General features: G+C 71.7%; 21 protein-coding genes. 7 read left to right on the top strand and 14 right to left on the bottom strand.

From position 1 onward, the window contains the following. Window positions 1-53 precede the first annotated feature (53 nt). Both ACXR2U_RS17625 and ACXR2U_RS17620 read left to right on the top strand, forming a co-directional pair. Window positions 54-281, top strand: coding sequence for a hypothetical protein (locus ACXR2U_RS17625; RefSeq protein WP_458826373.1), 228 nt, complete (start codon window positions 54-56; stop codon window positions 279-281). Between the two features lie 187 nt (window positions 282-468). Further along, complete coding sequence (locus tag ACXR2U_RS17620; RefSeq protein WP_458826372.1) at window positions 469-3237, top strand: S8 family serine peptidase; 2769 nt, start codon at window positions 469-471, stop codon at window positions 3235-3237. Between the two features lie 343 nt (window positions 3238-3580). Here the strand turns inward: ACXR2U_RS17620 and ACXR2U_RS17615 are convergent, their stop codons facing one another. After that, complete coding sequence (locus tag ACXR2U_RS17615; RefSeq protein ID WP_458826371.1) at window positions 3581-7204, bottom strand: glycoside hydrolase family 3 C-terminal domain-containing protein; 3624 nt, start codon at window positions 7202-7204, stop codon at window positions 3581-3583. Between the two features lie 204 nt (window positions 7205-7408). Between ACXR2U_RS17615 and ACXR2U_RS17610 the strand changes: the two genes are divergently transcribed. After that, window positions 7409-8575: an ROK family transcriptional regulator gene (locus ACXR2U_RS17610; protein WP_458826370.1), complete on the top strand. Its 1167-nt coding sequence runs from the start codon at window positions 7409-7411 to the stop codon at window positions 8573-8575. A gap of 34 nt (window positions 8576-8609) precedes the next feature. On the opposite strand, the gene ACXR2U_RS17605 is transcribed toward ACXR2U_RS17610, so the two are convergent. Further along, complete coding sequence (locus tag ACXR2U_RS17605) at window positions 8610-8888, bottom strand: GlsB/YeaQ/YmgE family stress response membrane protein (protein WP_458826369.1); 279 nt, start codon at window positions 8886-8888, stop codon at window positions 8610-8612. Window positions 8889-9082: 194 nt separating this feature from the next. On the opposite strand from ACXR2U_RS17605, the gene ACXR2U_RS17600 reads away from it, so the two are divergent. Then, entirely contained in the window at window positions 9083-9673 is a 591-nt protein-coding gene (locus ACXR2U_RS17600; protein WP_458826381.1) for a helix-turn-helix transcriptional regulator, read from the top strand. Between the two features lie 7 nt (window positions 9674-9680). Here ACXR2U_RS17600 and ACXR2U_RS17595 read toward each other — a convergent pair whose 3' ends face one another. The 11 genes from ACXR2U_RS17595 to ACXR2U_RS17545 form a co-directional block, all read right to left on the bottom strand. Then, window positions 9681-10568: an SGNH/GDSL hydrolase family protein gene (locus ACXR2U_RS17595; protein WP_458826368.1), complete on the bottom strand. Its 888-nt coding sequence runs from the start codon at window positions 10566-10568 to the stop codon at window positions 9681-9683. Further along, complete coding sequence (locus ACXR2U_RS17590) at window positions 10565-11389, bottom strand: carbohydrate ABC transporter permease (protein ID WP_458826367.1); 825 nt, start codon at window positions 11387-11389, stop codon at window positions 10565-10567. The genes ACXR2U_RS17595 and ACXR2U_RS17590 overlap by 4 nt, the downstream gene beginning before the upstream one ends. Further along, entirely contained in the window at window positions 11389-12366 is a 978-nt protein-coding gene (locus tag ACXR2U_RS17585; RefSeq protein WP_458826366.1) for a carbohydrate ABC transporter permease, read from the bottom strand. Before ACXR2U_RS17585 ends, ACXR2U_RS17590 begins: the two co-directional genes overlap by 1 nt. 2 nt (window positions 12367-12368) lie before the next feature. Then, window positions 12369-13745, bottom strand: a complete 1377-nt coding sequence (locus ACXR2U_RS17580; RefSeq protein WP_458826365.1) for an ABC transporter substrate-binding protein — start codon at window positions 13743-13745, stop codon at window positions 12369-12371. Between the two features lie 62 nt (window positions 13746-13807). Beyond that, a complete protein-coding gene (locus ACXR2U_RS17575) occupies window positions 13808-14830 on the bottom strand; it encodes an alpha/beta hydrolase (protein ID WP_458826364.1) in 1023 nt (340 codons plus the stop codon). A gap of 88 nt (window positions 14831-14918) precedes the next feature. Beyond that, window positions 14919-15911, bottom strand: a complete 993-nt coding sequence (locus ACXR2U_RS17570; protein WP_458826363.1) for a LacI family DNA-binding transcriptional regulator — start codon at window positions 15909-15911, stop codon at window positions 14919-14921. A gap of 82 nt (window positions 15912-15993) precedes the next feature. Beyond that, window positions 15994-17328, bottom strand: coding sequence for a glycosyltransferase 87 family protein (locus tag ACXR2U_RS17565; RefSeq protein WP_458826362.1), 1335 nt, complete (start codon window positions 17326-17328; stop codon window positions 15994-15996). Further along, complete coding sequence (locus ACXR2U_RS17560; protein ID WP_458826361.1) at window positions 17325-18323, bottom strand: NAD-dependent epimerase/dehydratase family protein; 999 nt, start codon at window positions 18321-18323, stop codon at window positions 17325-17327. Before ACXR2U_RS17560 ends, ACXR2U_RS17565 begins: the two co-directional genes overlap by 4 nt. Next, entirely contained in the window at window positions 18320-18847 is a 528-nt protein-coding gene (locus ACXR2U_RS17555; protein WP_458826360.1) for a hypothetical protein, read from the bottom strand. The genes ACXR2U_RS17560 and ACXR2U_RS17555 overlap by 4 nt, the downstream gene beginning before the upstream one ends. Next, complete coding sequence (locus ACXR2U_RS17550; protein ID WP_458826359.1) at window positions 18844-20124, bottom strand: molybdopterin-dependent oxidoreductase; 1281 nt, start codon at window positions 20122-20124, stop codon at window positions 18844-18846. The genes ACXR2U_RS17555 and ACXR2U_RS17550 overlap by 4 nt, the downstream gene beginning before the upstream one ends. Window positions 20125-20209: 85 nt before the next feature. Then, window positions 20210-20896: a hypothetical protein gene (locus ACXR2U_RS17545; RefSeq protein WP_458826358.1), complete on the bottom strand. Its 687-nt coding sequence runs from the start codon at window positions 20894-20896 to the stop codon at window positions 20210-20212. 126 nt (window positions 20897-21022) lie between these two features. Here ACXR2U_RS17545 and ACXR2U_RS17540 point away from each other — a divergent pair, with 126 nt between their 5' ends. From ACXR2U_RS17540 to ACXR2U_RS17530, 3 genes are read left to right on the top strand one after another with little or no spacing between them, the layout of a single operon-like run. Next, entirely contained in the window at window positions 21023-21688 is a 666-nt protein-coding gene (locus tag ACXR2U_RS17540) for a glycosyltransferase family 2 protein (protein WP_458826357.1), read from the top strand. Beyond that, window positions 21685-22326: a TIGR04282 family arsenosugar biosynthesis glycosyltransferase gene (locus tag ACXR2U_RS17535; RefSeq protein WP_458826356.1), complete on the top strand. Its 642-nt coding sequence runs from the start codon at window positions 21685-21687 to the stop codon at window positions 22324-22326. The genes ACXR2U_RS17540 and ACXR2U_RS17535 overlap by 4 nt, the downstream gene beginning before the upstream one ends. After that, window positions 22323-22991, top strand: coding sequence for a class I SAM-dependent methyltransferase (locus ACXR2U_RS17530; RefSeq protein WP_458826355.1), 669 nt, complete (start codon window positions 22323-22325; stop codon window positions 22989-22991). Before ACXR2U_RS17535 ends, ACXR2U_RS17530 begins: the two co-directional genes overlap by 4 nt. Here ACXR2U_RS17530 and ACXR2U_RS17525 read toward each other — a convergent pair. Then, window positions 22942-24228 (bottom strand): APC family permease, encoded by a 1287-nt coding sequence (locus ACXR2U_RS17525; RefSeq protein WP_458826354.1) that lies wholly within the window; start codon window positions 24226-24228, stop codon window positions 22942-22944. The genes ACXR2U_RS17530 and ACXR2U_RS17525 overlap by 50 nt on opposite strands. Window positions 24229-24248: the final 20 nt, after the last annotated feature.

The raw sequence follows: 24248 nt of genomic DNA, 5'->3' as shown, positions 1-24248 counted from the left end.
GGGTCACGCCCTCACCGCGTGAGGATCCGCCGCCCCGAGGTGTCCAACACCCCATGTCGATCTCGCCACCGTCGGGACCGCATCGGTGGTGCGCCACCGTCGAGGTCACCGGCGACACGACCCAGACCCACGTGGCCACCCTGCTGCGTCAGACCGCCGGCCTGCTGGAGAACCTCGCGCCCGTGCACGTCCACGGCATCGCGATCAGCAGCCACGACGTCGTGAGCCGGCCGTCGGTGACGGCGGCGGTCTACTACTCGCGGCCGGAACCCGAGGCGTAGCAGCGGTCCGTCCGCGCGCGGTCGGGAACCCCACTCGACGACGGCCGGCGGGCCAGGCCCTGTGACGCAGGCCGACAGGTGTCCGAAGTCGACACCGCGATCGCGTCCGTGATGCCCAGTTCGCACCTAGGTTCTGCTGACCGGCGGCGACCACTCGGGTCGGCGCCACGGCTCGCGGATCGGTGTCATGCGCTCTCCCCGTCGGATCACCCCTCTCCTCGCCACGGCCGCGGCGCTCGCGGTCGTCGCCTCCGCCCTGGCCGCCACGCCCGCGGCCGCCGCACCGGCTGCGCCGGGCGCGCTCCCGGCCACGGCGGTGGCCCAGATCGACGCCCTCGCCTCGGCGAAGGCCCACCGCTCGCCGACCGACCGCAAGGTGTCGTCGCAACTGCTCACCGCGGCCACGCAGCGGGCGGGCAAGGCCCCGGCCGCAGGTGTCGGCTCGCTCGCCACCACGGTCACCCTGCAACCCGACGGCCGCACCCACGTGCGCGTGGCGCTCGCCGCCGGCGCCGACCGCAAGGCGGTCGCCGCGCTCGTGACCGCCCGGGGTGGAGAGGTGCGCGGCGTCTGGAGCGACTCGGTCGACGCCGACGTCCCGCTCTCGGCCGTCACCACCCTCGCTGCGTCCACGCTGGTCGCGCGGATCGACCCGGCCGACCGCGCCACGCTCGCCGACGCCGGCCCCGCGGCCCACAACCCGCTGCAGGCCCGCATCGCCCGGACCGCCGCTCCCACCCCCGGCCGGGCCGACGACACCACGGTGTCCGAGGGCGACACCAGCCTCGCGACCGCGCTCGCCCGCAGCCGGTACCACGTGGGCGGCACCGGCATCACGGTCGGCGTGCTGTCCGACGGTGTGTCCTCGCTGCAGCGTTCGATCGAGACCGGGGAACTCCCGGCCGACACGACGGTCCTGCCCGGCCAGCAGGGTCAGGGCGACGAGGGCACGGCCATGCTCGAGATCGTCCACGACGTCGCACCGAAGGCGAAACTGCTGTTCGCGACGGCCTTCGAGAGCGCCGACGGGTTCGCCGCCAACATCCGCGCGCTGCGCGCGGCGGGCGCCGACATCATCGTCGACGACGTCATCTACTACGCCGAGAGCCCGTTCCAGGACGGCCCGCTCGCGCAGGCCGTCAGCGACGTCATCGCCGACGGCGCCGAGTACTTCAGCTCGGCGGGCAACCAGGGCAACCTCGACGACCGCACCTCCGGGACGTGGGAGGGCGACTTCGTCTCCAGCGGCCAGAGCCTGCCGAAGTACGTCGGCAAGGCGCTGGACTTCGCGCCCGGTGCCGTGGTGCAGGCGTCGAACCCCCTGTCGGACTTCGCGGCCGGCACGGTGACCACGCTGTTCTGGGCCGACCCGCTCGGGCGTGCCAAGGACGACTACGACCTCTACGTGCTCGACGCGACCGGTCGGGTCGTCGCGATGTCGAACGACACGCAGGACGGCGACGACGACCCGTTCGAGGCGCTGCAGGTGCCGTACGACTCCGGGCTGCGCCTCGCCGTGGTCAAGTACGCGGGCGCCGACCGGTACCTGCAGGTCACCACCTTCGGTGGCCAGTTCACCAGCGCGAACGGGCTCACCGGGTACGCGACCGCGGGCGCGATCCGCGGTCACGCCGCCGTGCCCGCGGCCTACGCCGTGGCCGCCGCGCCGGCGGCGACGGCCCTGCCGTTCGCCGTCGCCCCGGGGGTGAAGAACCCGACCGGTCCGTTCCCCGGCAGCTACACCCGCACCCAGAAGTCCGAGGCCTTCAGCTCCGACGGTCCGCGTCGGGTCTTCTTCACCCCGGACGGTCGGGCGCTCACGCCCGGCAACACCACGACGACCGGCGGCCAGGTGCGTCAGAAGCCGGACATCACGTCGGCCGACGGCACTTCCAGCTCGATCTTCGGGTTCGACCCGTTCTTCGGGACCTCGGCCGCGGCGCCGCACGCCGCCGCGCTCGCGGCGCTGGTGCTGTCGGGCAACCCCGGCCTCAGCCCGTCCGGTCTGCGGTCGGCGCTGACCTCCAGCGCGATCGACATCGAGGACAAGGGCTGGGACCGCGACACCGGCTACGGCATCCCGACCGGCACCCGCACGCTCGCCACCACCGGTACCACCCCGCAGCCGCTGGTACAGGCGGGCACGCCGACGGTCGCGCCGGCCGGCACGACCCCGCGCTACCTGGAGCCCGGTGAGACCAGCAAGGTGCTGGTCCCGCTGACCAACAACGGTGACGGCGCCGCGGCGAACGTCAACGTCGCGGTGACCTCGACCAACTCGAAGGTCACCCCGGCGCTCGTGCAGGTCGGGTCGATCCCGGCGGGCGCGACGAAGAACGCCGCGGTGACCGTGACGGTGCCGCGGACCCTGCAACCGGGCGACCCGGTGGCGTTCGCCGTCACCGTGCGCTTCACCGGCAGCCTCTCACCGACGACGCACAGTGCAACGGTCGCCGTCGGTCGGCCAGCGACGACGCCCCAGACGTTCGCCTACACGGGACCGGTTGTGCCGATCCCCGACGGCGACCCGACGGGTGTGTCGGTGCCCCTGGTGGTCTCGGGGGTCCGGACGATCTCCGCGATCACGTTCTCCATCGACGGCACCGACTGCTCGACCGACGCCGGTGCGGGCATCCAGCACACGGCGGTCTACGACCTGGTGGCCCGTCTGACCGGCCCGGACGGCCGTTCGGTCTCGCTGTTCAACCGCATGGCGGGCTTCCACGGGCACAACTTCTGCCAGACGGTGCTGGACGACTCGGCTCCGACGTCGATCCAGAACGAGCCGGACTTCGACGCCCCGTTCACCGGCCGGTACCAGCCCGACGAACCGCTGAAGCCGTTCCTCGGCACCAACGGCGACGGCACGTGGACGTTCACCGTCCACGACGACGCCGCGGGTGACACCGGCGTGCTGCACGCCGTGAGCCTGCACCTGTCGGGGTACACCCGCTGACAGCACGCTCACCGCACGTCCGACGCCGCCCGGGTCCACGCCCGGGCGGCGTCGCCGTGTCCGGGGAGGGTCGGAGGGCCGGGAGGGTCGCAGATCCCGGGCGGGCGGCGCCACCCGGGGAGTTGCCGCCGGTGCTCGTGCTCCGACCGCACGCAGCGGGGCAGAGCACGAGCGGCACGGCCGGGGTGCCGTCGGTTCCGCCTTCCGTGCTCTGACCGCACGCAGCGCTGCAGAGCACGAGGAGCGCAGCCGACGTACGGCCGGTCGTACGTGTCGCGGGAACGACGATGCCCGGCCACCACCCCCGTGGGGGCGGTGACCGGGCACCGGTCGTGCGTGACGGTTACGCGGTGACGAGCGTCGCGTTCACGCCGGTGGTCGCCTGACCTGCGGTCAGGTGGACCACCGAGGCACCGTCGCGGGTCGGTGAACCCGTGGCGGTCGCGGCGTACCACTGCGTCGCGTAGCGACCGGTCGGGTCGACGAAGCCGACCTGGTAGTCACCGGGCGCGACCCCGTCGAACTCGTAACTGCCGTTCGTCACCGTGGCGACGGTGGCCGTCTCGGTGCTCGAGCCGACGGCATACAGGTGCACGCCGATGCCGGACACCGGGATCGTGAAGCGGAACGTCCCGAACGAGAGCACCGTCGTGGTGGTCCCGGTGAGGACGGCCGTGGTGGCGGTCGGAGCCTGGTTCAGCACCGTGATCGTCACCGACTGCGTCGGGTTCGGCGACAGACCGTTGTTGGCCGTGACCGTCACCGTGTAGCTGCCCCCGGACGCCGTCGCCGGAGTCCCCGAGATCGTGGCCGTGCCGTCACCGTTGTCCGTGAACGTCAACCCGGACGGCAGCGTGCCCGACGAGGTCAGCGCCGCCGGCGGGTAGGCCCGCGTCGCCACCGTGAAGCTGCCCGCCGTGCCGACCACGAACTGGGCGGTCGACGGGGAGGTGAAGACCGGCGCGGTGCCCACGTAGAGCAGCAGGGTCTGCTGGGTGCGGGGCGAGACACCGTTGCGAGCGGTCACGGTCACCGGGTAGACGCCCGCCTTGGCGGGGGCCGGGCCCGAGATCGTCGCGGTGCCGTTGCCGTTGTCCTCGAACGTCACGCCGGCCGGGAGCGCCCCGGTCAGGGTGAGCTTCGGCGTGGGCGAACCGTGCGTCGTCACCGTGTAGTTCACGGTGCCGCCGACCGGGAAGACCACCGACGGGTTCGAGGTGATCTGCAACGTCGCCACGTCGACCGGGAAGCTGGTCGAGGCCGACTTCCCGTTCAGCGTCACCGTCGCGGTGACGGTGGCGATGCCCGGACCGGCCGCCTTGAGCTTGCCGTTCTGCACGGCCACGACGGCCGGGCGGTTCGAGCTGTAGCTCACGGTCGTGCCCGCGGGCAGCGGCTTGCTCTGGCCCTTGGTCACGTAGCCGTACAGGCTCTGGTCGGTGGTGGACACCGTGAGCTGCGGGTCGATCGTCGTGTTGACGTCGAAGTACACCCGCTGCGCGATCTGCGCGGCCTTGTCACCGGTCTGGATCGGCTTGGCCGTGACGACGGTCGGCGTGGCGGCGAGCTTGCCCGTCACGGTGACCGCGGACGTCAGCTTGATGCTGGCGCTCGACGGCCCGACCTGCAGGCCGTACTTGCCGTTGTCGACGACGAAGGTGTTGCTGGCCTCGTCGAAGAACGCGAGCTTGCTCGCCGGCACGGAGAACGTGACGGTCTTGCTCTGGCCCGGGTTGAGGGTGATCTTGCTGAAACCCTCGAGCCGCTGGGCCGGACGCTCCGCCGACACCGGCGCGAACGGCGTGGTGACGTAGAGCTGCGGGACCTCGGACGCGACCCGGATGCCGTTGTTGCGCACCGTGGCCTTCACCGTGATGGTGTCGTTCGCGGTGACCTTGCTCTGCGACACCGAGATGTCCGAGTACCCGAAGGTGCTGTAGCTCAGGCCGTAGCCGAAGGGGTAGCTCTCCGGACCGTCGAAGTACTGGTAGGTCCGGCCCTTGGTGGTGGCGGTCGGGTGCAGGTTGTAGTCGGTGATCGCGGGGATGTCCGACTCGTTCTTGTACCAGGTGAACGGCAGACGCCCGGAGGCGTCGACCTTGCCCAGCAGGACGTCGGCGAGCGCCTCACCCTGCCGCTGGCCGTTGTAGGAGCTCCACAGCAGCGCGGGCGACGTCGCCTTGAACGGCGTGACGTCGACCTGACCGACGGTCTCGAGGTAGACGACCGTGCGGGGGTTGGCGGCCTCGGCCTGGCTGATCATCTGGGCCTGGGCGCCGGGCAGCGCGAGGCTGGTCCGGTCGTGGTCCTCGGCCGAGGTGCCGCCGTCGGTGCCGGCGACGACGATGACCGCGTCGTAGCCCTTGGCCCGGGCGATGGAGTCGGCGTCGACGGTGGTGAGGCTCGCCGCCGAGGTGCCGCCGGTGACGCCGGGCAGGTAGTCGACGACGGCGTCCGGGTTCACGGCCTGGACGGCCGACTTGATGCCCTGGTACGGGTCGACGTTGTTCGCCTGACCCGCGGCGGCCTGGATGCTCGAGTAGCCACCGGTCTGGATGCCACCGCTGGGGTGCCCGTAGTACCCCATGACCGCGATCTTGTAGGGCTTCCCTGCCGCCGGGACCTTCAACGGCAGGAGGGTGCCGCCCTTGGTCGGCTTGGCGTTGTTCAACAGCACGATGGCCTCGTCAGCGCTCTTGCGAGCCTGCGCGAGGCGCTCCGGCGTCTCGGTGATGGCGTTGTTGCTGTTGTTGGAGGTCCAGGTGACACCGCCGAGGCGCTTGCGGGCGGCCTGCACCCACGGCACCTGCGACTCGGCGTCGAACTCACCGGTCTCGATGCGCGCGGTGAACAGGCGCACGGCCGAGACGTCGACGTCGTTCTCGTTGAACGTGTCGGTCTCGGTCTTGATCTTCTGCGCGATCGCGGTCTCGACCGTGTTGCCGTAGCTGTACTGGTCGGAGTAACCCGCGTTGCAGTCGAGGTCCTCGCCCGCCGTGATGGCGTACGCGGTGCGGCCGTACTGGTCGACCGGCGTGGTCTGGTTCGGCGGGACCCACTGGTGACCGTGCTGGATCTCGTAGACGGCGTCGCAGTCACTGGTGAAGTACCCGTCGAAACTGAAGGTCTGGCGGGCGAGGGTGTCCATGAGCTGCACGCTCGCGGCCGCCGGCACGCCGTTGACCTCGTTGTACGAGCTCATGATCGAGCCCGGGTGGGCCTGCTCGACGATCTGGGCGAACTGCGAGGTGTAGTACTCGCGCAGGTCGCGCTGGCTCATCACGGAGTTGCCGTTGAGGCGGTTGACCTCGCTGTTGTTGGCCGCGTAGTGCTTGAGGGTCGCGATCGCCTTGTAGTAGCCGTTGCTGCCCGGCAGCATCTGGCCGTTCGCGTCCTGACCCTGCAGGCCGTTGACGTACTGCGAGGCGAGCGCGGCGGTGAGGTTGGGGTCCTCGCTCCACGACTCGTCGTTGCGGCCCCAGCGCGGGTCACGCGACAGGTTCACCGTGGGCGCGTAGAAGTCCATGTTCTGGGTGTTGAACGGCTGGACGTCGCGGGCCTCGTCACCGATGAGACCGGCCTCGGTGCGGACCAGCGTCGGGTTCCAGGTGCTGCCCATCGACAGGTCCGACGGGTAGCTCGTCGTGTTGGTGAGGGTGGTGGCGTTGCCCGACGGCGTGAGCGTCGAGGCGTTGACGCCGTGGTTGGACTCGTTCCACCAACCCCACGTCGCCACACCGAGGCGCGGGATCGCCGGCGCGCGGCTGCTGTTCATCTGCTGGGCCTTCTCGCCCAGGGTCATCCGGGCGACCAGGTCGGTCGCGCGCTCGACCGGGCTGTACGCCCGGTTGAGGTAGATCGGGGTGGCGGGGGCGGCAGCAGCGGCGGGGCCGCTCGCGGACGCCGTGGCCGCCACCGCGCCGGCGGCGAGCGTCACGCCCACCACCGCCGAGGTCCATCTGCGCATCGTCGCGCTCCTGTTGTCGGACCGACACGTGTCGGCCGGGGATCGGGTGGGGTGGACCGCGACGCGCGGTTCTCGGCGCCGGGATGTCCGGTCCGGACACTATGAGTCGCGTTTGTGCGAGTCAAGGATGAACTGAGTCCGATATGCCCTTGAGTTGTTGCGAGACTCGGCAGAAGTGGGACGGGGCGGGCTAGGCTCCGCCCCGTGTCCGACGATGCGGGGTCCCTCCCGGGCCTGCGCCTGCGCAACCGTCGGCAGATCCTCGAGGTCGTCCGGCACCGCGGGACGACCAGCCGCCCGGAGATCGCCAAGCGCACGGGTCTGTCCCCCACCACGGTGTCCACCCTCGTCGCGCAACTGCTGGCCGAGTCGGTGGTCGTGGAGCTGGCGGATCGCGCAGCTCCCACGGGCGGGGGCCGGCCGGCACGCCTGCTCGGGTTCAACCCGGCCGCGGGCGGCGCTGTGGGCGTCCACCTCGCCCACGACCACGTGCGCGTCGGGGTGACCGACCTCGGAGGCGCGGTGGTGGCCGAGCACGTCACCGACCTCGACGTCGACCACGAACCCGCCCGCACGCTGGCGGTCGTCGCCGACGAGGCGTTGCAGCTCGTCGACCGCGCGGGCCTGCGGCGCGACGGCGTGGTCGGGCTCGGGGTCGCGGTGTCGGCGCCGGTGTCGGTCGCGACCCACGTGGTCGACTCCGGCGTCATCCTGTCCGACTGGCAGCACGTCGACCTCGCGGCAGAGATCGCCGAGCGGACCGGGTTCACCGTCTCGATCGGCAACGACGCCAACCTCGGGGCCGTGGCCGAGCACCGGTTCGGGGCCGCACAGGACGTCGACGACCTCGTGTGGGTCATGGTGTCCGACGGCGTCGGTGCGGGTCTGGTGGTCGACGGCACGCTCTACGAGGGTGCGTTCGGGGGCGCCGGCGAGCTCGGCCACGTCACGGTCACGCCGGGCGGGTTCGTGTGCCGGTGCGGCAACCGCGGCTGCCTGGAGACCGTCGCGGGCGGCGCGGCGCTACGGACCGCGCTGACCTACACGCACGGCGAACGCATCACCCTGGCCGACATCATCGCGGCCGACCGTGCCGGCGACGAGCGGGCCGGGCGGGCGATGTCCGACGCCGGGGTCGCCGTCGGTCGCGCCCTCGCCCCGGTCTGCACGGTGCTGGACCCCGCGCTGGTGGTGATCGGGGGTGACTGCTCGGCGAGCGTCAGCCTGGTCGACGCCGTACGCCGCACCCTGGCCGACACCGCGACGCCGTTGCGACGTCAGGCGGTACCGGTCCGGGCGAGCGCACTGGGCGACCAGGCGGAGATGCTGGGTGCCGTCGCCCTCGCGACCCAGCGGATGACACTCGCCTGAGCCCGCCCGGACCGTTGCTGCATGCAGCGTTCGATCAGCGGCGCACGGTGTCGTGCTGGACGAACCGCAGGTACAGGAACAGGACGATGACGGCGCCGATGATCGAGCCGATGATGCCGGCCGGCTGGAAGAAGCCGTCCTGACCGTCCTTGTGGAAGATCACGTACCCCAGGAACCCGCCGACGAACGAGCCCACGATCCCGATGACGATCGTCATGGGGACGCTGATGTTCTGCCGGCCGGGGATCAGCAGGCGCGCGACCGCGCCGGCGATCAGGCCGATGATGATGAGACTGACGATCAAGCCGAGCATGGCGACCACCTCGTGTCCGCTGGAGGTCCGGACACGGGGTCGTGTCCGGCTGACCTCTCGAGCCAAACACCCCCGTGGGGGTGGTCGACACACCCCTGGGGGTGTGTCAGGGTCAGCTCGTGCCGGACAGCGGTCAGCCCATCCTCATCGCCCTGATCGACGACTACGACGTCGTCCTCACCGGTGTCGCCACCATGCTCGACCCCTACCGTGACCGGGTGCTGGTCGCCGAGATCGACGCCAACGCCGGGCTCGACGACACCGTCGACATCGCGTTGTACGACTCGTTCGCGCAGCCGGAGTCCGACCACGAGGAGATCGGCGTCCTCGTCCGCAACCCCCGCGCGCACAAGGTGGTCGTCTACACCTGGAACTTCCACCCGGACCTCATCGAGAGCGCGCGGGCGCAGGGCGCGCACGGCTACCTGTCCAAGACGATGCCCGCGGCCGAGCTCGTGGCGGCGCTGGAGGCCGTGCACGCCGGCGAGACCGTCGTGAGTCCGGCGCCGCCGCGTTCGCGGACGCCTCCGGGGCTGGACTGGCCGGGGCGCGGCGAGGGCCTCACCGACCGCGAGTCGGAGGTCCTCGCCCTCATCACCCAGGGCAAGAGCAACGCCGAGATCGCCGCGCTGATGTACCTGAGCCCGAACACCGTGAAGTCCTACATCAAGTCGGTCTACCGCAAGATCGACGCCGGCAGCCGCACCCAGGCCGTGCTGTGGGGCATCGACCACGGCTTCGCGCCGGACCACCACCGCATCGACCACTGGCGCGGCGGGCCGTGATCGTTGCTCAGGGCGTCGATCCGGCCGGGACCGCGTCGTCCGTGGCGCGCGACGGTCGGGTCAGGGACGTCACGACGAGGCGGACCACCTCGAGCTGACCGGCCGGCGAGAGGTGCACGCCGTCGTCGTCGAAGGTCGGCCCGGGTGCGAGTCCCGCGGTGAGGGCGTGCACGTCGAGGTACGGACGGCCGAGCCCACGCACGGCGTCGGCGACGGCCGCGACGTCGTCGGAGTCCCAACCCAGTGACAGGTCGGCGAAGAACTCCGCGGCCCGGCCGGGGTCGCAGGCGGGTGGGGTGAGCAGCACGAGCTCGCTGCCGAGCTCACCGGTCACGAGGTCGGCCAGCACCCGCAGGTTGCGGGCGGTCTCGCCGGGCGAGGCCATGGTCCGCCGGTGCCGTCGCCCGTGCCCACGGGCGTCGTTGGTGCCGAGCATGAGCAGGACGTGCGTCGGCGCCGCCTCCTCCAGGAGGTCGAAACGCTCGACCGCGTCGGCACTGGTGCTGCCGCTGACGGCGAGGTTGACGAACGCCGGGCTGCCGCCGCCGAGCCGGGCCCGGGCACCGGCGAGCAGCTCGAACCACCCCAGGCGGTCGGCGGAGATGGAGTCACCCACCGCCACGACCCGGTCGGTCGCGGCGAACGGCAGACCCCGCACCGCCGCCTCGAACGCGGCGTCGGCCACCAGGGCGTCGAGGTGACGGTCGCGTTCCTCGACGAGGGTGTGCCGCGCGGTCGCGACGTCCCACGCGCCGGCGCCCATCATCGCGGCGAGCAGCTCGTCGACCGTCCGGTCCCCCACCGGGAACCGACCCAGCATCGGCCAGCGTTCCGGATCCGTGTACCGGAGGAACTGGGCGCGCGCGGCTGAGGTCTGAGGTCGGGGCAGGGTCACCCCTTCACCGAGCCCTGCAGCAACGCCGTCACGAACCGCCGCTGGAACACCAGGAAGACCGCGAGCGTCGGCGCGAGGATGAGCAGCGAGCCCGCGCACAGCAGCGGGATGTCGGTGCCGTACTGCCCCTGGAAGGCGCCGAGTGCGCCCGCCATGGTCCGCTTGAGCGGGTCGTCGACCAGCACGATGGCCAGCAGGAACTGGTTCCACGTCCAGAGGAACAGCAGGATCGCGAGCGACGACAGCGCCGGGGTCGCCAACCGGATGTGCACCCGCCAGAACGCCTGCCACTCGTTGGCGCCGTCGATCTCGGCCGCCTCGGCGATGTCCGCGGGCATCGTGACGAAGTGGGCGCGCATCCACAGCACCGAGAACGGCATGAACAACCCGATGAGCGGCAGGATGATCGCCCACCGCGTGTTGAGCAAGCCCATGTCGCGGACCTGGAAGTACAGCGGGGTCAGGATCCCCTCGAACGGCAGCGTGAGGCCGAGGACGAACAGCAGGAAGACCCAGCGGTGCCCGGGCATCCGGACCTGACCGAACGCGTACCCGGCCATCGCCGCGAACAGCAACGACAACGGCACGACGCCGATCACGATGAGCGCGCTCGACCACAGCAGATGCCCCATCTTGGCCGCCTGGAACGCGTCGGCGAAGTTGCCCCACTGCGGGTCGTGCGGCCAGGACACCCCCTCGGGGTACGTGCCCGCCGGCTGCAGCGCGGTGAGGAACAAGCTGATGAACGGCACGATCGTGATGACCATGAGCAGGACGAGCAACACCCGCCCGAGCACGGCTTCTCGCCGGCTGACCCGCATCAGTCACGCTCCTTGGTCAGCCACTGGATCGGCAGGACGCAGATCAGGACGACGAGCATGAGCACGACCGCGAGGGCCGACGCCTGCCCGACCTCGCGCTGCGTGAACGCCAGGTAGAAGATCTCCAACCCCGGCACCATGGTCGAGTTGCCCGGCCCGCCCTGGGTGGAGATGTAGATGATGTCGAAGCTCGCCAGGGCAGCGATCACGGTGACCGTGACGGCCACCCCGATCTCCTGCCGGATGCCCGGCAGCGTGACGGACCGGAACTCGCGGAACCACCCGGCGCCGTCGAGCCGGGCCGCCTCGTAGAGCGCCGGGTCGATCTTGGTCATGCCGGCGAGCAGCAGCAGCGTGCACAGCCCCAGCAGGACCCACGCGCCGATGACCCCCACGGCGGGCAGGGCGAAGTCGAAGTCGCCCAGCCACGCGCGGGTGATGCCACCGAGACCGACCGCGCGCAGGAGCTGATTGACCGCACCGGTCGACGACAGCAGCCAGGACCACATGATCCCCGCGGCGACCAGCGGGATGACCTGCGGCAGGAACACGACGGTCCGGGCGACGACCGCGAGCCGGCTGGCCGCGATCTGACGGATGGTGGCGGCGATGAACAGCCCCAGCAGCACCGGGACGAAGCTGAACGCGACGATCAGCTCGAAGGCGTGCAGCACGGTGGCCCGCAGGTCGGGGTCGGTCAACAGGTTGCGGTAGTTCGCGAGGCCCACGTTGGTCGCCGGGCCGATGCCGTCCCAGTCGTAGACCGAGTACTGGAACGTGAGCACCAACGGCCGCAGCACGAAGATGGCGTAGACGACGATCGCCGGTGCGGCGAACAACCACCCCGACCAACGGCGGCGGGAGCGGCCCGAGCGGCGGGAGCGCCGCGCGACGTTCGCGCGGCGCTCCCGATCGCGGTCGGGAGACACGACCGGGACGACCGCCGGGAGCGGCGTCTCGGTGGACGGCCCGGTCATCGTCAGTTCCCGACCTGACTCTCGTAATCCTTCTGGACGGCGCTGAGCAGGTCGTCGCCGCTGATCTGACCTGCCACCAGCTTCTGCAGGTTCGGGGTCCAGCTCTTGGCGTAGATCGCCCCGGTCGCGTTGGCGATGAAGTCCATCGCCCCGTTGTCGGCGCCGATCTTCGCGCCGGCCGCGAGCGTGCTGGCGAGGACCGTGCCCTCCTTGGTGGCGGGCATGTAGGCGTCGGCCGGTCCCATCGGGTGCGAACCGCCGACGTTGACGTCGATCTCCCGCGCGGTCTGGTTCGTCGCGACCCAGTCGAGGAAGAACGCGGCGCAGTCGGCGTGCTTCGCCTTCGCGCTGATGCCCAGCGTGAGCGGCGCGGACATCGCACCCTGCTTGCCACCCGCCTCGGCCGGCGGCATGAGGAAGAACCCGGCGTTGCCCGGCATCTGCTTGTCGAGGTTGGCCGACTCCCAGTCACCGTCGAAGATGAACAGGCTCTTGCCGCCGATGAAGCGGCTCATCATCGTGGCGTAGTCCATCGAGTTGACGTCGCTCGCGAAGAACCCCTTCTGCACCCAGCCCTGCAGGTGTTCGGCCGCCTGCTTGTTGCTGTCGGTGTCGATCGACGCGCCGTCCTTCTGGAAGATCCAGTCGTTGATGGGGGTCGTCGAGCCGTAGGACGCCATGAGGTCCTGCAGCGGGAACGCGAGACCGCCCGTGGCACCGCCGTTGAACTGCGCGATCGGGGTGATGCCCGCGTCCTTGGCTTTCTGCAGCGCGGAGTCCAGCTCGGCGAGGGTGGTGGGCGCGGTCGTCATCCCGATCTGCTCGGCGAGCTTCTTGTTGTAGAACACGCCGGTCATGCTGAAGTTCAGACCCATCGCGTAGAGCGGGCCGCTGCCGCGGGTGCCGTCGTCGGCGATGCGCATCTGCGACAGCTGCGCGGCGGGCCACTGGTCCCACCCGAAGGCCTTGGCGTACCCGTCGAGGTCCAGGAGCAGCTTGTCCTTGACCAGCTCCGACACCTGCGGCAGGCGCATGAGGTCCGGCGGGTCGTCGGACAGCACGCGGGGCGCGTTCTGGGTGATGACCGCGAACTGGTCCTCGCGGGTGTTCCACGTGACGTTCGGGAACTGCTTGGTGAACTCGTCGGTGAGCGCCTTGTACAACGGGAAACCCGTTTCGAAGTAAGCGTCCATGGTGACCGGCGCGTCACCGCAGGTGGGCTTCTCGCCGGCCGCGAGCGCGGTGCTGCTGGCCGTCGGCCCGGAGTTGTCGCTGCCCGGCCCGCTGCACGCACTGAGCGCGAGTGAGGCGGTGACGGCGAGAACCGCCAGGGTGCCGACGCGGCGGCGTCCCCCGGTCGTCCGTGAGGTGAGGTGCATCGTTGCGGTGCCTCCTGGTGGCGGTTGCCGGGCGTCGAGGACTCGGCGCCCGGTCGAGCGGATCAGCGGTGGCCGGGCGAACCGGTCCCCGAGTCGACGGTGTGGTCAGCGCGGACGCGGACGTTGCGCAGTGCATCGATCACGGTGTCCTGCCAGGTGCGCGCCGGGGACCATGTCCCGGTCAGCGCGAGGGATCCGTGGACGGCGCCGGCCTGCTGCACGTGGGTGACCGGCACGCCTGCTGCCGACAACCGGGCCGCGAAACGGGTGCCGTCGTCCCGCAGCGGGTCGTGTTCGGCGGTGAGCACCGCGGCCGGGGGCAGGCCGGTGAGATCGTCCGCGAGCAGGGGCGACGCGAGCGGGTCGCGCGCCCGTTCCGGTGTGCCGAGGTAGAGCGCGGTGCACCACTCCATCTCGGCGAGCGTGATGCCGTAGTCGTCACTCACGCCCGAGGAGCGCATCGTGTCGAGGGTGAGATCGAGCGGGGGCACCTCGAGCACCTGCAGGCGGAGGGCCGGCCCGCCCTGGTCGCGGCACAACAGCGCCACGGCGGCCGCGAGGTTCGCACCGGCGGAGACCCCGCCGATCGACAGGGCGGACGCGTCGCCGCCGAGCGAGGAGGCGTGGGTCGCCGCCCACTGGAGTGCGGCGTGGGCGTCCTCGACGGCGGCGGGGAAGACCTCCTCGGGCGCGTAGCTGTACTGCACCGAGACCACGACGCACGAGGCTCCGACCGCCCGTTCGCGACAGGTGGCGTCGACGACCAGTTCGTCGACCGAGCCCAGCCACCACCCACCCCCGTGGAGGAACACATGGACCGGGTGGCCCGGCTCGGTGTCGGGGCGGTACACGCGCACGCGGGTCCGGCGGCCGGCGTGCGGGACGACGTGCTCCTCGACCGCGGCCACCGCCGGGCCGGGGGCACCGAACGTCTCGAACAGTTCGTCGGACGCCGCGAGGATCAGCGCGCGGCGGCGCTCGACCGGGTCGGTCTCGAGTCCTGCGTCGGGCTTGGTGTCGAGGAACCGCCGTACGACGTCGTCGAGCACGGCTGCCCCTCCCCACCACGTCCGGTCGACCAGCACGTCCGGCTGTTCGCGTGGGGCACAGACAACCCGGCCTCGGTCCGGGTTGTCAAGCGTTTCACTGAAAGCACTTTACAACGGTTGGGACTCAGGTCGTGGCGCGCTGGACGACCTGGACCTCGAGCACGACGGTCGTGCGCCTCGGCGGTTTCGTCGGGTCGGCGAGCAGCATCGCGAGGGCGACCCGGCCGGACTCCTCGAACGGTTGACGCACCGTGGTGAGGTCGGCCGCCGCGGCCGTCTCGCCGTCGTCGAAGCCCATGACCGCCAGATCGTGCGGCACCGTGAGCCCCCTCGCCCGGGCGGCGCGCAGCACCCCCAGGGCGAGGCCGTCGTGGTGCGCCATGACGGCCGTCGGCGGCTCGGGCAGGTCGAGGAACCGGCCGGCCGCGGCCGCGGCGTCAGCGGTCGTGTTCCCCGAGATCTCGACGTGCACCGCGCCGGGGCCACCCGCGGCCTCGGCCACCTCGCGGAATCCCGCGAGGCGCTTGATCGCCTGCGACTCGTAGTCGCTGACCTGCCGCTCGAGCAGGTACCCGAAGCGTCGGTGGCCGCGGGCGACGAGGTGTTCCGCGGCCAGGCGACCACCGGCGACGTCGTCGATGAGCACGCGGGGGAACAGGTCACTGTCGGCGTCGACGGCGACGGTCGGCAGCGCGCGTTCGTGCAGCCGTTGGGCGATCGCCGTCTCGATGGGGAGACCCATCACGACCAGGCCGTCGAGCCGGCCGTGGACCGGCATGCTCTCCAGGACCGGGGACGTGGCCGAGGCCGCGGACTCGTGGTCGAAGACCACGACGTCCACCCCGGCCTCGGTCGCTGCGGCCAGCACCCCCGCGAGCCGGCGCAGGTACGAGCCGTACGCGGTGAACGGCGCCATGACCGCGAACCGGCCGGTGCTGCGGCGGGCCTGGTGGGCCGCCTGCTCACTCGGGACGAACCCCAGTTCGTCGGCCGCGGCGAGGACGCGTTCGCGCGTGCGCTCGTTGACCCGCCCGGGCTTGTTGAGCGCGTTCGACACCGTCGAGATGCTGACGCCCGCCCGCTCGGCGACCTGGTAGATCGTGACCCGCTGCGTCACCGTCCGGTCCGCCCCGCCGCGGGGTGGGGGCACCTGCGGTCACGGCCGGTCACGTCGGCACCGTACCGGCTGGGGGCGCCCGCTACGCGGTGACGCGGGCGTCGGCCGGGTGCCGTTCGGCCGACCGCGAACGCCGCGCCGACCACGAGACCGCTGCCACCGCGAGCCCCGCCACGAGGTACATCAGCGTGGCGGGCCACCGGGAACGGAGGAGGTCGGCATCGACGTAGGCGGCGATGGTCGGCACCAACGCCACGAGCACCCACTCGTACCGACGCGCGACCACCGCGAGGGCGATGAGCAGACCCGCGTACCAACCGTAGGTCGGGGTCGCGACCAGGAAGGCGGCGCCGACCACCACGACGCCGGTCCGCGCGGGGTTGTCCGGGTCGGTGCGCCAGAAGGCCCACAACGCCACGGCGACGAGCACGAGCGCGCCGACCACGGTGTCGGCCGGGTGTGGGACGAGGACGCCGATGAGTTTGAGCCGACCGCCGGACGCGTAGCCCTCCTCGTCGAGGTAGCCCGGCAGGTACCCGATGACCGCCTTCCCGACCGCGACCACGTGCGGGACGTAGCTCAGCACCACCACGCCCAGCGCGGCCGGCACCACGACCCACGGCCGCCGCCGCGCGAGAGCCGCCAGCAGGAGCGCGGGGTACAGCTTCACCGCGGTCGCAGCACCGATCCACGCCCCCGCGCGGGTGTCGTGTCCTGCAGTCGCAGCGCGGACGGCGAGCAGCGAGAGCAGCACCGCGAGCCAGTCGATGTGGGCGTTGTTGCCGTACTCGGTGACGACGACCGGGCACCACGCCCACAGCGCGACGGCCCAGAGCGGTCGCCCGTCCCGCGCCAGCATCCGCCACAGCAGCACCGCCACCGCGACGGTGCCGAGCGCGGCGTAGACCTGGTAGGAGAGCGTCCCGCCGAACGACAGCAGGTTGAGGACGACGAAACCCGCCTCGGCGACCGGCGGGTAGATGGTGTTGACCGTCGGCCGGTTGATCGCGGTGCACCCGCCGAGGAACCGGTTGCCGCACGCGTCCGGACCGAACAGGAAGTTGTCGCGCAGGGAGGAGAGCTGCGGAGCCGACGGCGGGTACCGGTAGGGGTCGATGCCGTGCAGTTGCACCCGGCCGTCCCAGACATAGCGGAACATGTCCGAGGACGTCAGCGGTGGGTGCGCGATCGCTGCACACTGCAACGCGACACCGAACCCGATGACGAGCAGCACCGTGGCGCGCTCGTCGAGATCACACCGGCGCAGCAGCAGCACCGCTCCCCCGGCCAACAGCACCGACGCGCAGTACCAGACGACGTCACGGTGGGCGAGCGTCGACTGGAACAGCACCGCGGTCAGGGCGAGGTACGCCGAGAGCGTGGCCCCCAGCGCCCAGCGGTACCCCCGCGGTGTCACTGCATCAGCTCGGCGACACCTCGGCCGAAGTCACGGCGCGCGGTCCAGTCGAGCCGCTCGCGGGCACGGGAGGAGTCGGCCGTGATGTGCCGGACGTCGCCGAGGCGGTACTCGCCCGTGACGACCGGGGTCGGGCCGTTCGCTGCCGCGGCGAGCGCGGCGGCCATGTCACCGACGGTGCGGACGTGACCGGAGCCGACGTTGAGGCTCTGCACGCCGGGACCGGTGAGACCGGTCGCGGCGACGGTGGCGCGGGCGACGTCCTCGACGTGCACGAAGTCGCGGCGTTGACCGCCGTCCTCGAACACCCGGGGGGCGTCACCGCTCCGCAGGGCACTGGCGAAGATCGCGGCCACGCCGGCGTACGGGGTGTTGCGCGGCATCCCCGGCCCGTACACGTTGTGGTAGCGCAACGCGACGGCCGACCCGCCGGTGGCGCGGGCCCACGAGTCGGCGAACTGCTCCTGACCGGCCTTGCTGGCGGCGTACGCGTTGCGGGGGTCGACCGGGGCGTCCTCGTCGACGAGCACCGGTTCGAGCGGGCGGCCGCAACGCGGACACGGCGACTCGAACTCGCCGCGCCGCAGGGCGTCCTCGGGTCGGGGGGCGGGCGGCACCTCGCCGTGCACGGGGCACCGGCCGAGGCCCTCGCCGTAGACGACCATCGAGCTGGCCAGCACCAGACGCCCGACCCGCGCCCGGGCCATGCCGGCGAGCAGCACGGCCGTGCCGCGCACGTTGTGGTCGGCGTAGTCGGGCAGGTCCTGGACGTCGACCCCGAGCCCGACCTTCGCGGCCAGGTGGATCACGGTCTCGACATCACGGAGCGCGGTGTCCACCGCTGACGGGTCACGGACGTCACCGACCACGTCGTCGTCGCCGGGCGCGTCGGTGGCGACGAGGTCGAGCACCCGCACCTCGTGGTCCTGCTCGGCCAGGACGTGACGCACGGCCGTGCCGATGAACCCGGCACCGCCGGTCAACAGGATCCTCACGGTGCGGGCTTCCCCCGCCGCGCGGCTCGGTTCACCGCGACGGCGTAACAGACCGCCGACAGCAGGAAGAGCACCCCGGTGACCAGGAGCCACGTCGCCAGGTAGCCGGTGGTGGTCAGCGTGGTCAACGTGTTGACGGTGTCGGTGCTGAAGGCCCCGATCGAGGGCAGGAAGATCAGCAGCAGGACCCCCGAGATCACCGCCGGGAAGCGCACGTAGTTGATCCACGGCACCCGGACCCGCGTCCGGGTGTCGACCTCGACGACCGCACGGTCGGCCAGCGCGTAGAGGGGCAACAACAGCAGGTCGTGGCCCAGCAGGCCGATCGCGAACCACACCACGACACCGACGACGCGGTCCCCGAGCAGGAACCACGCCGCGTAGCCGCCGAGGGCGAAGGTGGCCAGCAGGACGAGCAGGCTCAGTGGGCTCCCGCCGTACCGGCGGCGGAACCCACCGGCGCGACGGGCACCCGGCGCGTCGTCGAGATCGTCGCGGGTGTCGCCGCGGTCGGTGTCACTCATGCCGTGAAGGTGAGTTCGCGGACCCACTTGGTGTTGTGGACCCCTGGGTTGTTCGGGACGATCACGCGGGCCGGGTAGCCGTGGTCGAGCGAGAGCTCCGCGCCGTTCACACGGAACGCGAGCAGGCTGTCCGGATCGGCGATCTGGTTGCCACGCAGGGTCACCCGGCCGTAGCCGCCGTCCTCGATCGACTGCACGAGAACGCTGGTGGCGGCCGGGTACCCGGCCATGCGCGCGAGGTCACGCAGCGCGATGCCCTCCCACTCCTGGTCACCGGACGACCAGCCCTCGACGCAGGCGATCGCCAGGTGCGCGGTGTGCTGTGGCAGCGCGAGCAGCTGTTCCCGGGTGAGGACCACGGTGCGCGAGCCCGCGATCGTCAACCGCCAGGTCGCGCCGGTCTCGGCCGCGGAGATGCCGACGGCCCGTGCGGTCTTGTTGATCTGGAAGCCGTTGGGGCCGGTGCCGGGATCGACCCGCCGCGGTGCGAGGACCGCTGCACGGCGCAACGGTCCGCCGACGCTCTGCCCGACCGTCACGACCAGGGTGGTCAGCGAGGCGGCTCCGACCAGTCCGATCGCGCCGCGTCGCGAGATCGTGGCCTTGGACGGCCGGGTGCTCACCAGCCCGGTGCCGGCGTCGTCGTCGGGTTCGGTCGAACGGGTCGGCGTGCGCAGCACCGTGCGGAGCGGACGTGCCCGGATCGAACGCAGCATGGTCGGGAACTTCAGCGTCACGTGCACGACGAAGCCCGCGATGAACACCCACGCGCCGTAATAGTGCAGCCGGTAGAAGGATCCCGGGAAGACATACCAGTACTGGATGTTCAGGATGCCCGTCACGAACTCGAAGACGACCCCACCGACGAGCATGACCAGGGAGACACGTTCGAGCGCCTTCAGCGGCGACGTCACCGGCGGCCACGCGAACAGCTTCGGGATGACGCTCCAGAGCTTGGCCAGGACGACCGGCACCAGCACGAGCCCGAGGGTGACGTGGGTGCCCTGCGTGACGCGGTAGAGCCAGGACGGCCGGGTCGGCCAGTGGAACAGCTGGAAGGTCAGGAAGCTGGTCGGGGTCCGCGAGTTGAACGGCAGATCCGGGTTGTAGGCGAGGAACGAGAGCAGGCCGGTGACGAACAGCACCGGGATGCCGACGAGCAGCAGCAGACCGAGGAACGACGTGAACCAGGGGCCGCGCAGCGGGCTGCGCCAGAACCCGGGACGGAACGGACCGCCGGGTCGGGGCGGGTTCCGCAGGGTCCGGAGTAGAGCCATCAGGGCCTCCTTCCGGGGTCCGGACGTGCAGCGGGGGCGATCGGAACGTACCGCTCCGACCGCCCCCGCGATGACGCGGACGAACTTACTTGGTGTTGACCAGCAGGGTCGCGACGCCGACCAGCAGACCGCCCTTGACGGCGTCGGTCTTGAAGGTCTGGTTGAGCAGGGTCGCGGCGTCGGGCGAGATCGAGACCTCGGTGCCGGTCAGGGTCGCGACACCCTGGTCGTCGACCGTGATGGGCTGCAGGGTGCTGCCGTTGAGGTCGAACAGCGTGGCGCCCTGGACAGCGACCTTGCCGTTGACCGAGACGTCACCCTTGAGGTTGGAGTCGTTGCCCGGGTCGATGACGAAGTTGGTGAGCTCGACCTTGGTGGAACCCGCGGTCAGCGAGAGGCCGCTGCCCTGGTGGTCGATCTCGCCCTGGACGTACGGGGTCACCGCGCCCTTGTTGTAGACGGTGACGTTGCCGCCGGTGATCGGGAAGGTGATCGTGCCGGTGGAGGCGTCCAGCGTGGCCGTGCCGACCGTGCCGGGCGTGAGGCCCAGCGACGTGAGGGCGTCGGTGAAGCCGGTGTCGAGCTTGACCGAGGTGCTCTTGCCGGTCAGCGAGTCGACCTTGGCGATGGGCGCGGTGTCGGCCGCGGCGCTGCTGCTGGAGCCGCCCGCGGCGGTGCTGCTGTCGCTGCTGCCACTGCTGCAGGCGGCGAGCGTGCCACCGAGCAGGCCGGCGGCGAGAACGGTGACGGCGATGGTGCGGAACTTCTGCATCTTGACTCCTATGAGGTCGTCGTCGATCGCATGATCGTGCGACCGCGTACGTCCTCTGCTTCGGCGCCCCACGCCCGGCGGTTCCACCCGACTCCATGTGTGACGCATGTGGGTAGCCTGATACCGATGTCTTCACACCGAGAGACCCTCGTGGACATCGTGCTTCCCTGCCTGAACGAAGCCGATGCGTTGCCGTGGGTCCTGCAGCGGGTTCCGCCGTCCGCACGGGCGATCGTGGTCGACAACGGCTCGACCGACGACTCGGTCTCGGTGGCACTGCAGCATGGTGCAACGGTCGTCGAGTGCACCCAGCGCGGTTACGGTGCCGCGTGTCACGCCGGTCTGCTGGCGGCGACGGCCGAGGTGGTCGCGTTCTGTGACTGTGACGCCACCCTCGACCCGGCCGACGCCGTGCTTCTGGTGACCGAGCTCACCGCGAGGCCGACGCTGGTCATCGGCCGGCGGCGGCCCGTCGACCGGGGCGCGTGGTCGCTGCGCAACCGCCTCGCCAACCGGGAGCTCGCCCGACGGATCCGCAAGCGGACCGGGGTGCGAATCGACGACGTGGGAGCACTCCGCGTGGCACGTCGGCAGGACCTGCTGGATCTGCGTCAGACGGACCGCCGATCGGGGTACCCCGTCGAAACAGTCGTCCGTGCGGCCGACGCCGGGTGGAACGTGGTGCAGGTCGACGTCGCGTACCGGTCGAGGAAGGGACGCTCGAAGGTGACCGGAACGTGGCGGGGCACCGCGCAGGCCGTGCGGGACATGAGTCAGGCGCTCCACCGGTGACCCGTGACACCCCCACCCTGATCGTCCTGGCCAAACGCCCGGTGCCGGGCGCGGTCAAGACCCGCCTGACACCCCCGTTCACCCCGGAGCAGGCGGCCGATCTCGCAGCCGCCGCGCTGCGCGACACCCTCCGCGCGGTCGGCGACACCCCGGCGCGGACCCGGCTGCTCTCGTTCCAGGGTGATCCGTCCGGCTGGTGCCCACCCGGTTGGACCCACGTGACCCAGCCCGACGGCGGGCTCGACGTCCGCATCGCCCACGCCTTCGCGGCGGCCGGTGACGGTCCCGCGCTGTTGGTCGGGATGGACACGCCGCAGATCACGCCCGCGTTGCTGCAGACGTTTGACCCCGACCGCTTCGAGGCCGCGCTCGGCCGGGCGACCGACGGCGGCTACTGGGCCATCGGGTTCCGTGACGCCCGCCGGGCTGCTGAGGCCCTGCCCGGGATCCCGATGTCGACCGCGTACACGGCCGACGCCCAGGCCACGCGACTGACAGAGCTCGGCCTGCAGGTCCAGGCGCTGGACGTCGTGTCCGACGTCGACACCGCGGAGGACGCGGCGCGGGTCGCCGCCGTCGCCCCGCTCTCGGAGTTCGCGAGCACCCTCGCGACACTCGCGGTCGGACTCCCGGCATGAGCGTCCTCGAGGTCACGGAGTTGTACGGCCTCGCCCTGCGGACCGGGGAACCGTTGCACTGGGTCACGACCGACGGCCGGACGGCGCCGCTGGACCTCGGCCGCTGGCGCGACGCTGCTGACGTCGTCGACCGCTCGGTGCTCGACCGGTGCCACGGTCCGGTCCTGGACATCGGCTGCGGGCCCGGCCGGATCGTCGCCGAATTGGCTGCGCGCGGCGTGGCCGCCGTCGGGGTCGACCTCAGCGCGCACGCGGTGGAACTGACCCGCGAACGCGGGGGCACGGCTCTGTGCCGCGACGTCTTCGCCCCGCTGCCCGCCGAGGGCACCTGGTCGACCGTCGTGCTGCTCGACGGCAACGTCGGGATCGGCGGAGACCCGCTGCGTCTGCTGCGGCGCGCCCGCGAGCTGGTCATGCCCGGCGGGGAGATCGTGGTCGAGACCGATCCCGACTCCGAGGCCGACGAGCGCCTGCTGCTCGGGCTCACCGTTCCCGGTGGCCGCTCACCCGGCCGGTTCCCGTGGGCGTTCGTCGGCGAGCGCGCCGTCCGCAGCTACGCCGCGGCGGCGGAACTCGACGCCGGCACCACGTTCACCACCGGTGGGCGGTCGTTCGTCACGCTGACGGCCCGGCCGGTTGCCGTCGGCGCGGCTGTCGCCGCCTGACCAGCACGATCGCACGGCCCGCGAGCCCGACGGCGAACACGCCCACGCCGCTGACGACGTTCACCCACGGCAGCGTCGCCACGAGCACCACACACCCGACCAGCCCGAGCGCGTTGAGCGCCCGCGGCCACCGGCGGTGCGTGGCGTCCTGGGTCGAGGCGGCCGCGTTGGCGACGGCGTAGTAGAGCAGCACGCCGAAGCTCGAGAACCCGATGACGTAGCGCAACGGCATCGTCGCGACCAGCACGCAGACCACGACGGCCAGGGTGATCTCGGCGTTCCGCGGCACCTGACGCCGTGGGTCGACGCCGGCGAGCCAGGTCGGCAGGTCCCGGTTGCGGGCCATGGCGAGCGTGGTCCGCCCGACGCCGGTGACCAGGGCCAGCAGCGCCCCGAGGCTCGCCACCGCCGCGCCGACCCGGGCCAGCGGCGCGAACCCCCCGACCCCCGCGGCCTGGGCGGCCGTGGCGAGCGGAGCCGTGCTGGTGGCGAGCCGCTCGGGTCCGGCAGCGGCGAGCGCGACCAGACCCACGGCGACGTAGACCACGACCGTGACGCTCAGCGCGCCGAGGACGGCCCGCGGGATCGTCCGCTCGGGGTCACGCACCTCCTCCCCCAACGTGGCGATGCGCGCGTATCCCGCGAACGCGAAGAACAGCAACCCCGCCGACTGCAGGACGCCGTACACCCCGCCCGCGCCGTGCCAGTCCCCGAGCCGAGCGGCCGAGGTCCCGGGCCCGGTGGCCACCGCGATCAGCAGGATCGTCAGCAGCGCCAGGGTGATCGTGACGAGCACGCGGGTCAGCGCGGCGGTGCGGGTGATGCCGCCGAGGTTCAGGGCCGCGAGCGCGAGAACCGCGATCACCGCCACCACCCGCTGCCACCACCCCGGCCCGCCGACGTACGAGCCGAACGTCAGGGCCATGGCCGCGCACGAGGCGGTCTTGCCGACCACGAAGCCCCACCCGGCGGTGAAGCCCCACCAGTCGTTCAGCCGCTCCCGCCCGTAGACGTACGTGCCGCCGGACGTCGGGTACTGCGCGGCCAACTGTGCCGATGCGGCAGCGTTGCAGAAAGCAACGATGGCCGCGATGACCAGACCGATGAGCAGTCCGACCCCCGCCGCGGCCGCCGCGGGCGCGAACGCCGAGAACACCCCGGCCCCGACCATCGAGCCCACGCCGATGACGACCGCGTCCCGCAGGCCCAGCCGCCGTGCCAACGCTCCCCCGGACACGCGCCCATCCTGACGGACCG

This window comes from Jatrophihabitans sp. YIM 134969, from assembly GCF_054456675.1.
The sequence above is the reverse complement of the archived record's forward strand: the minus strand, read 5'-3'. Positions and strand labels throughout refer to the sequence as shown.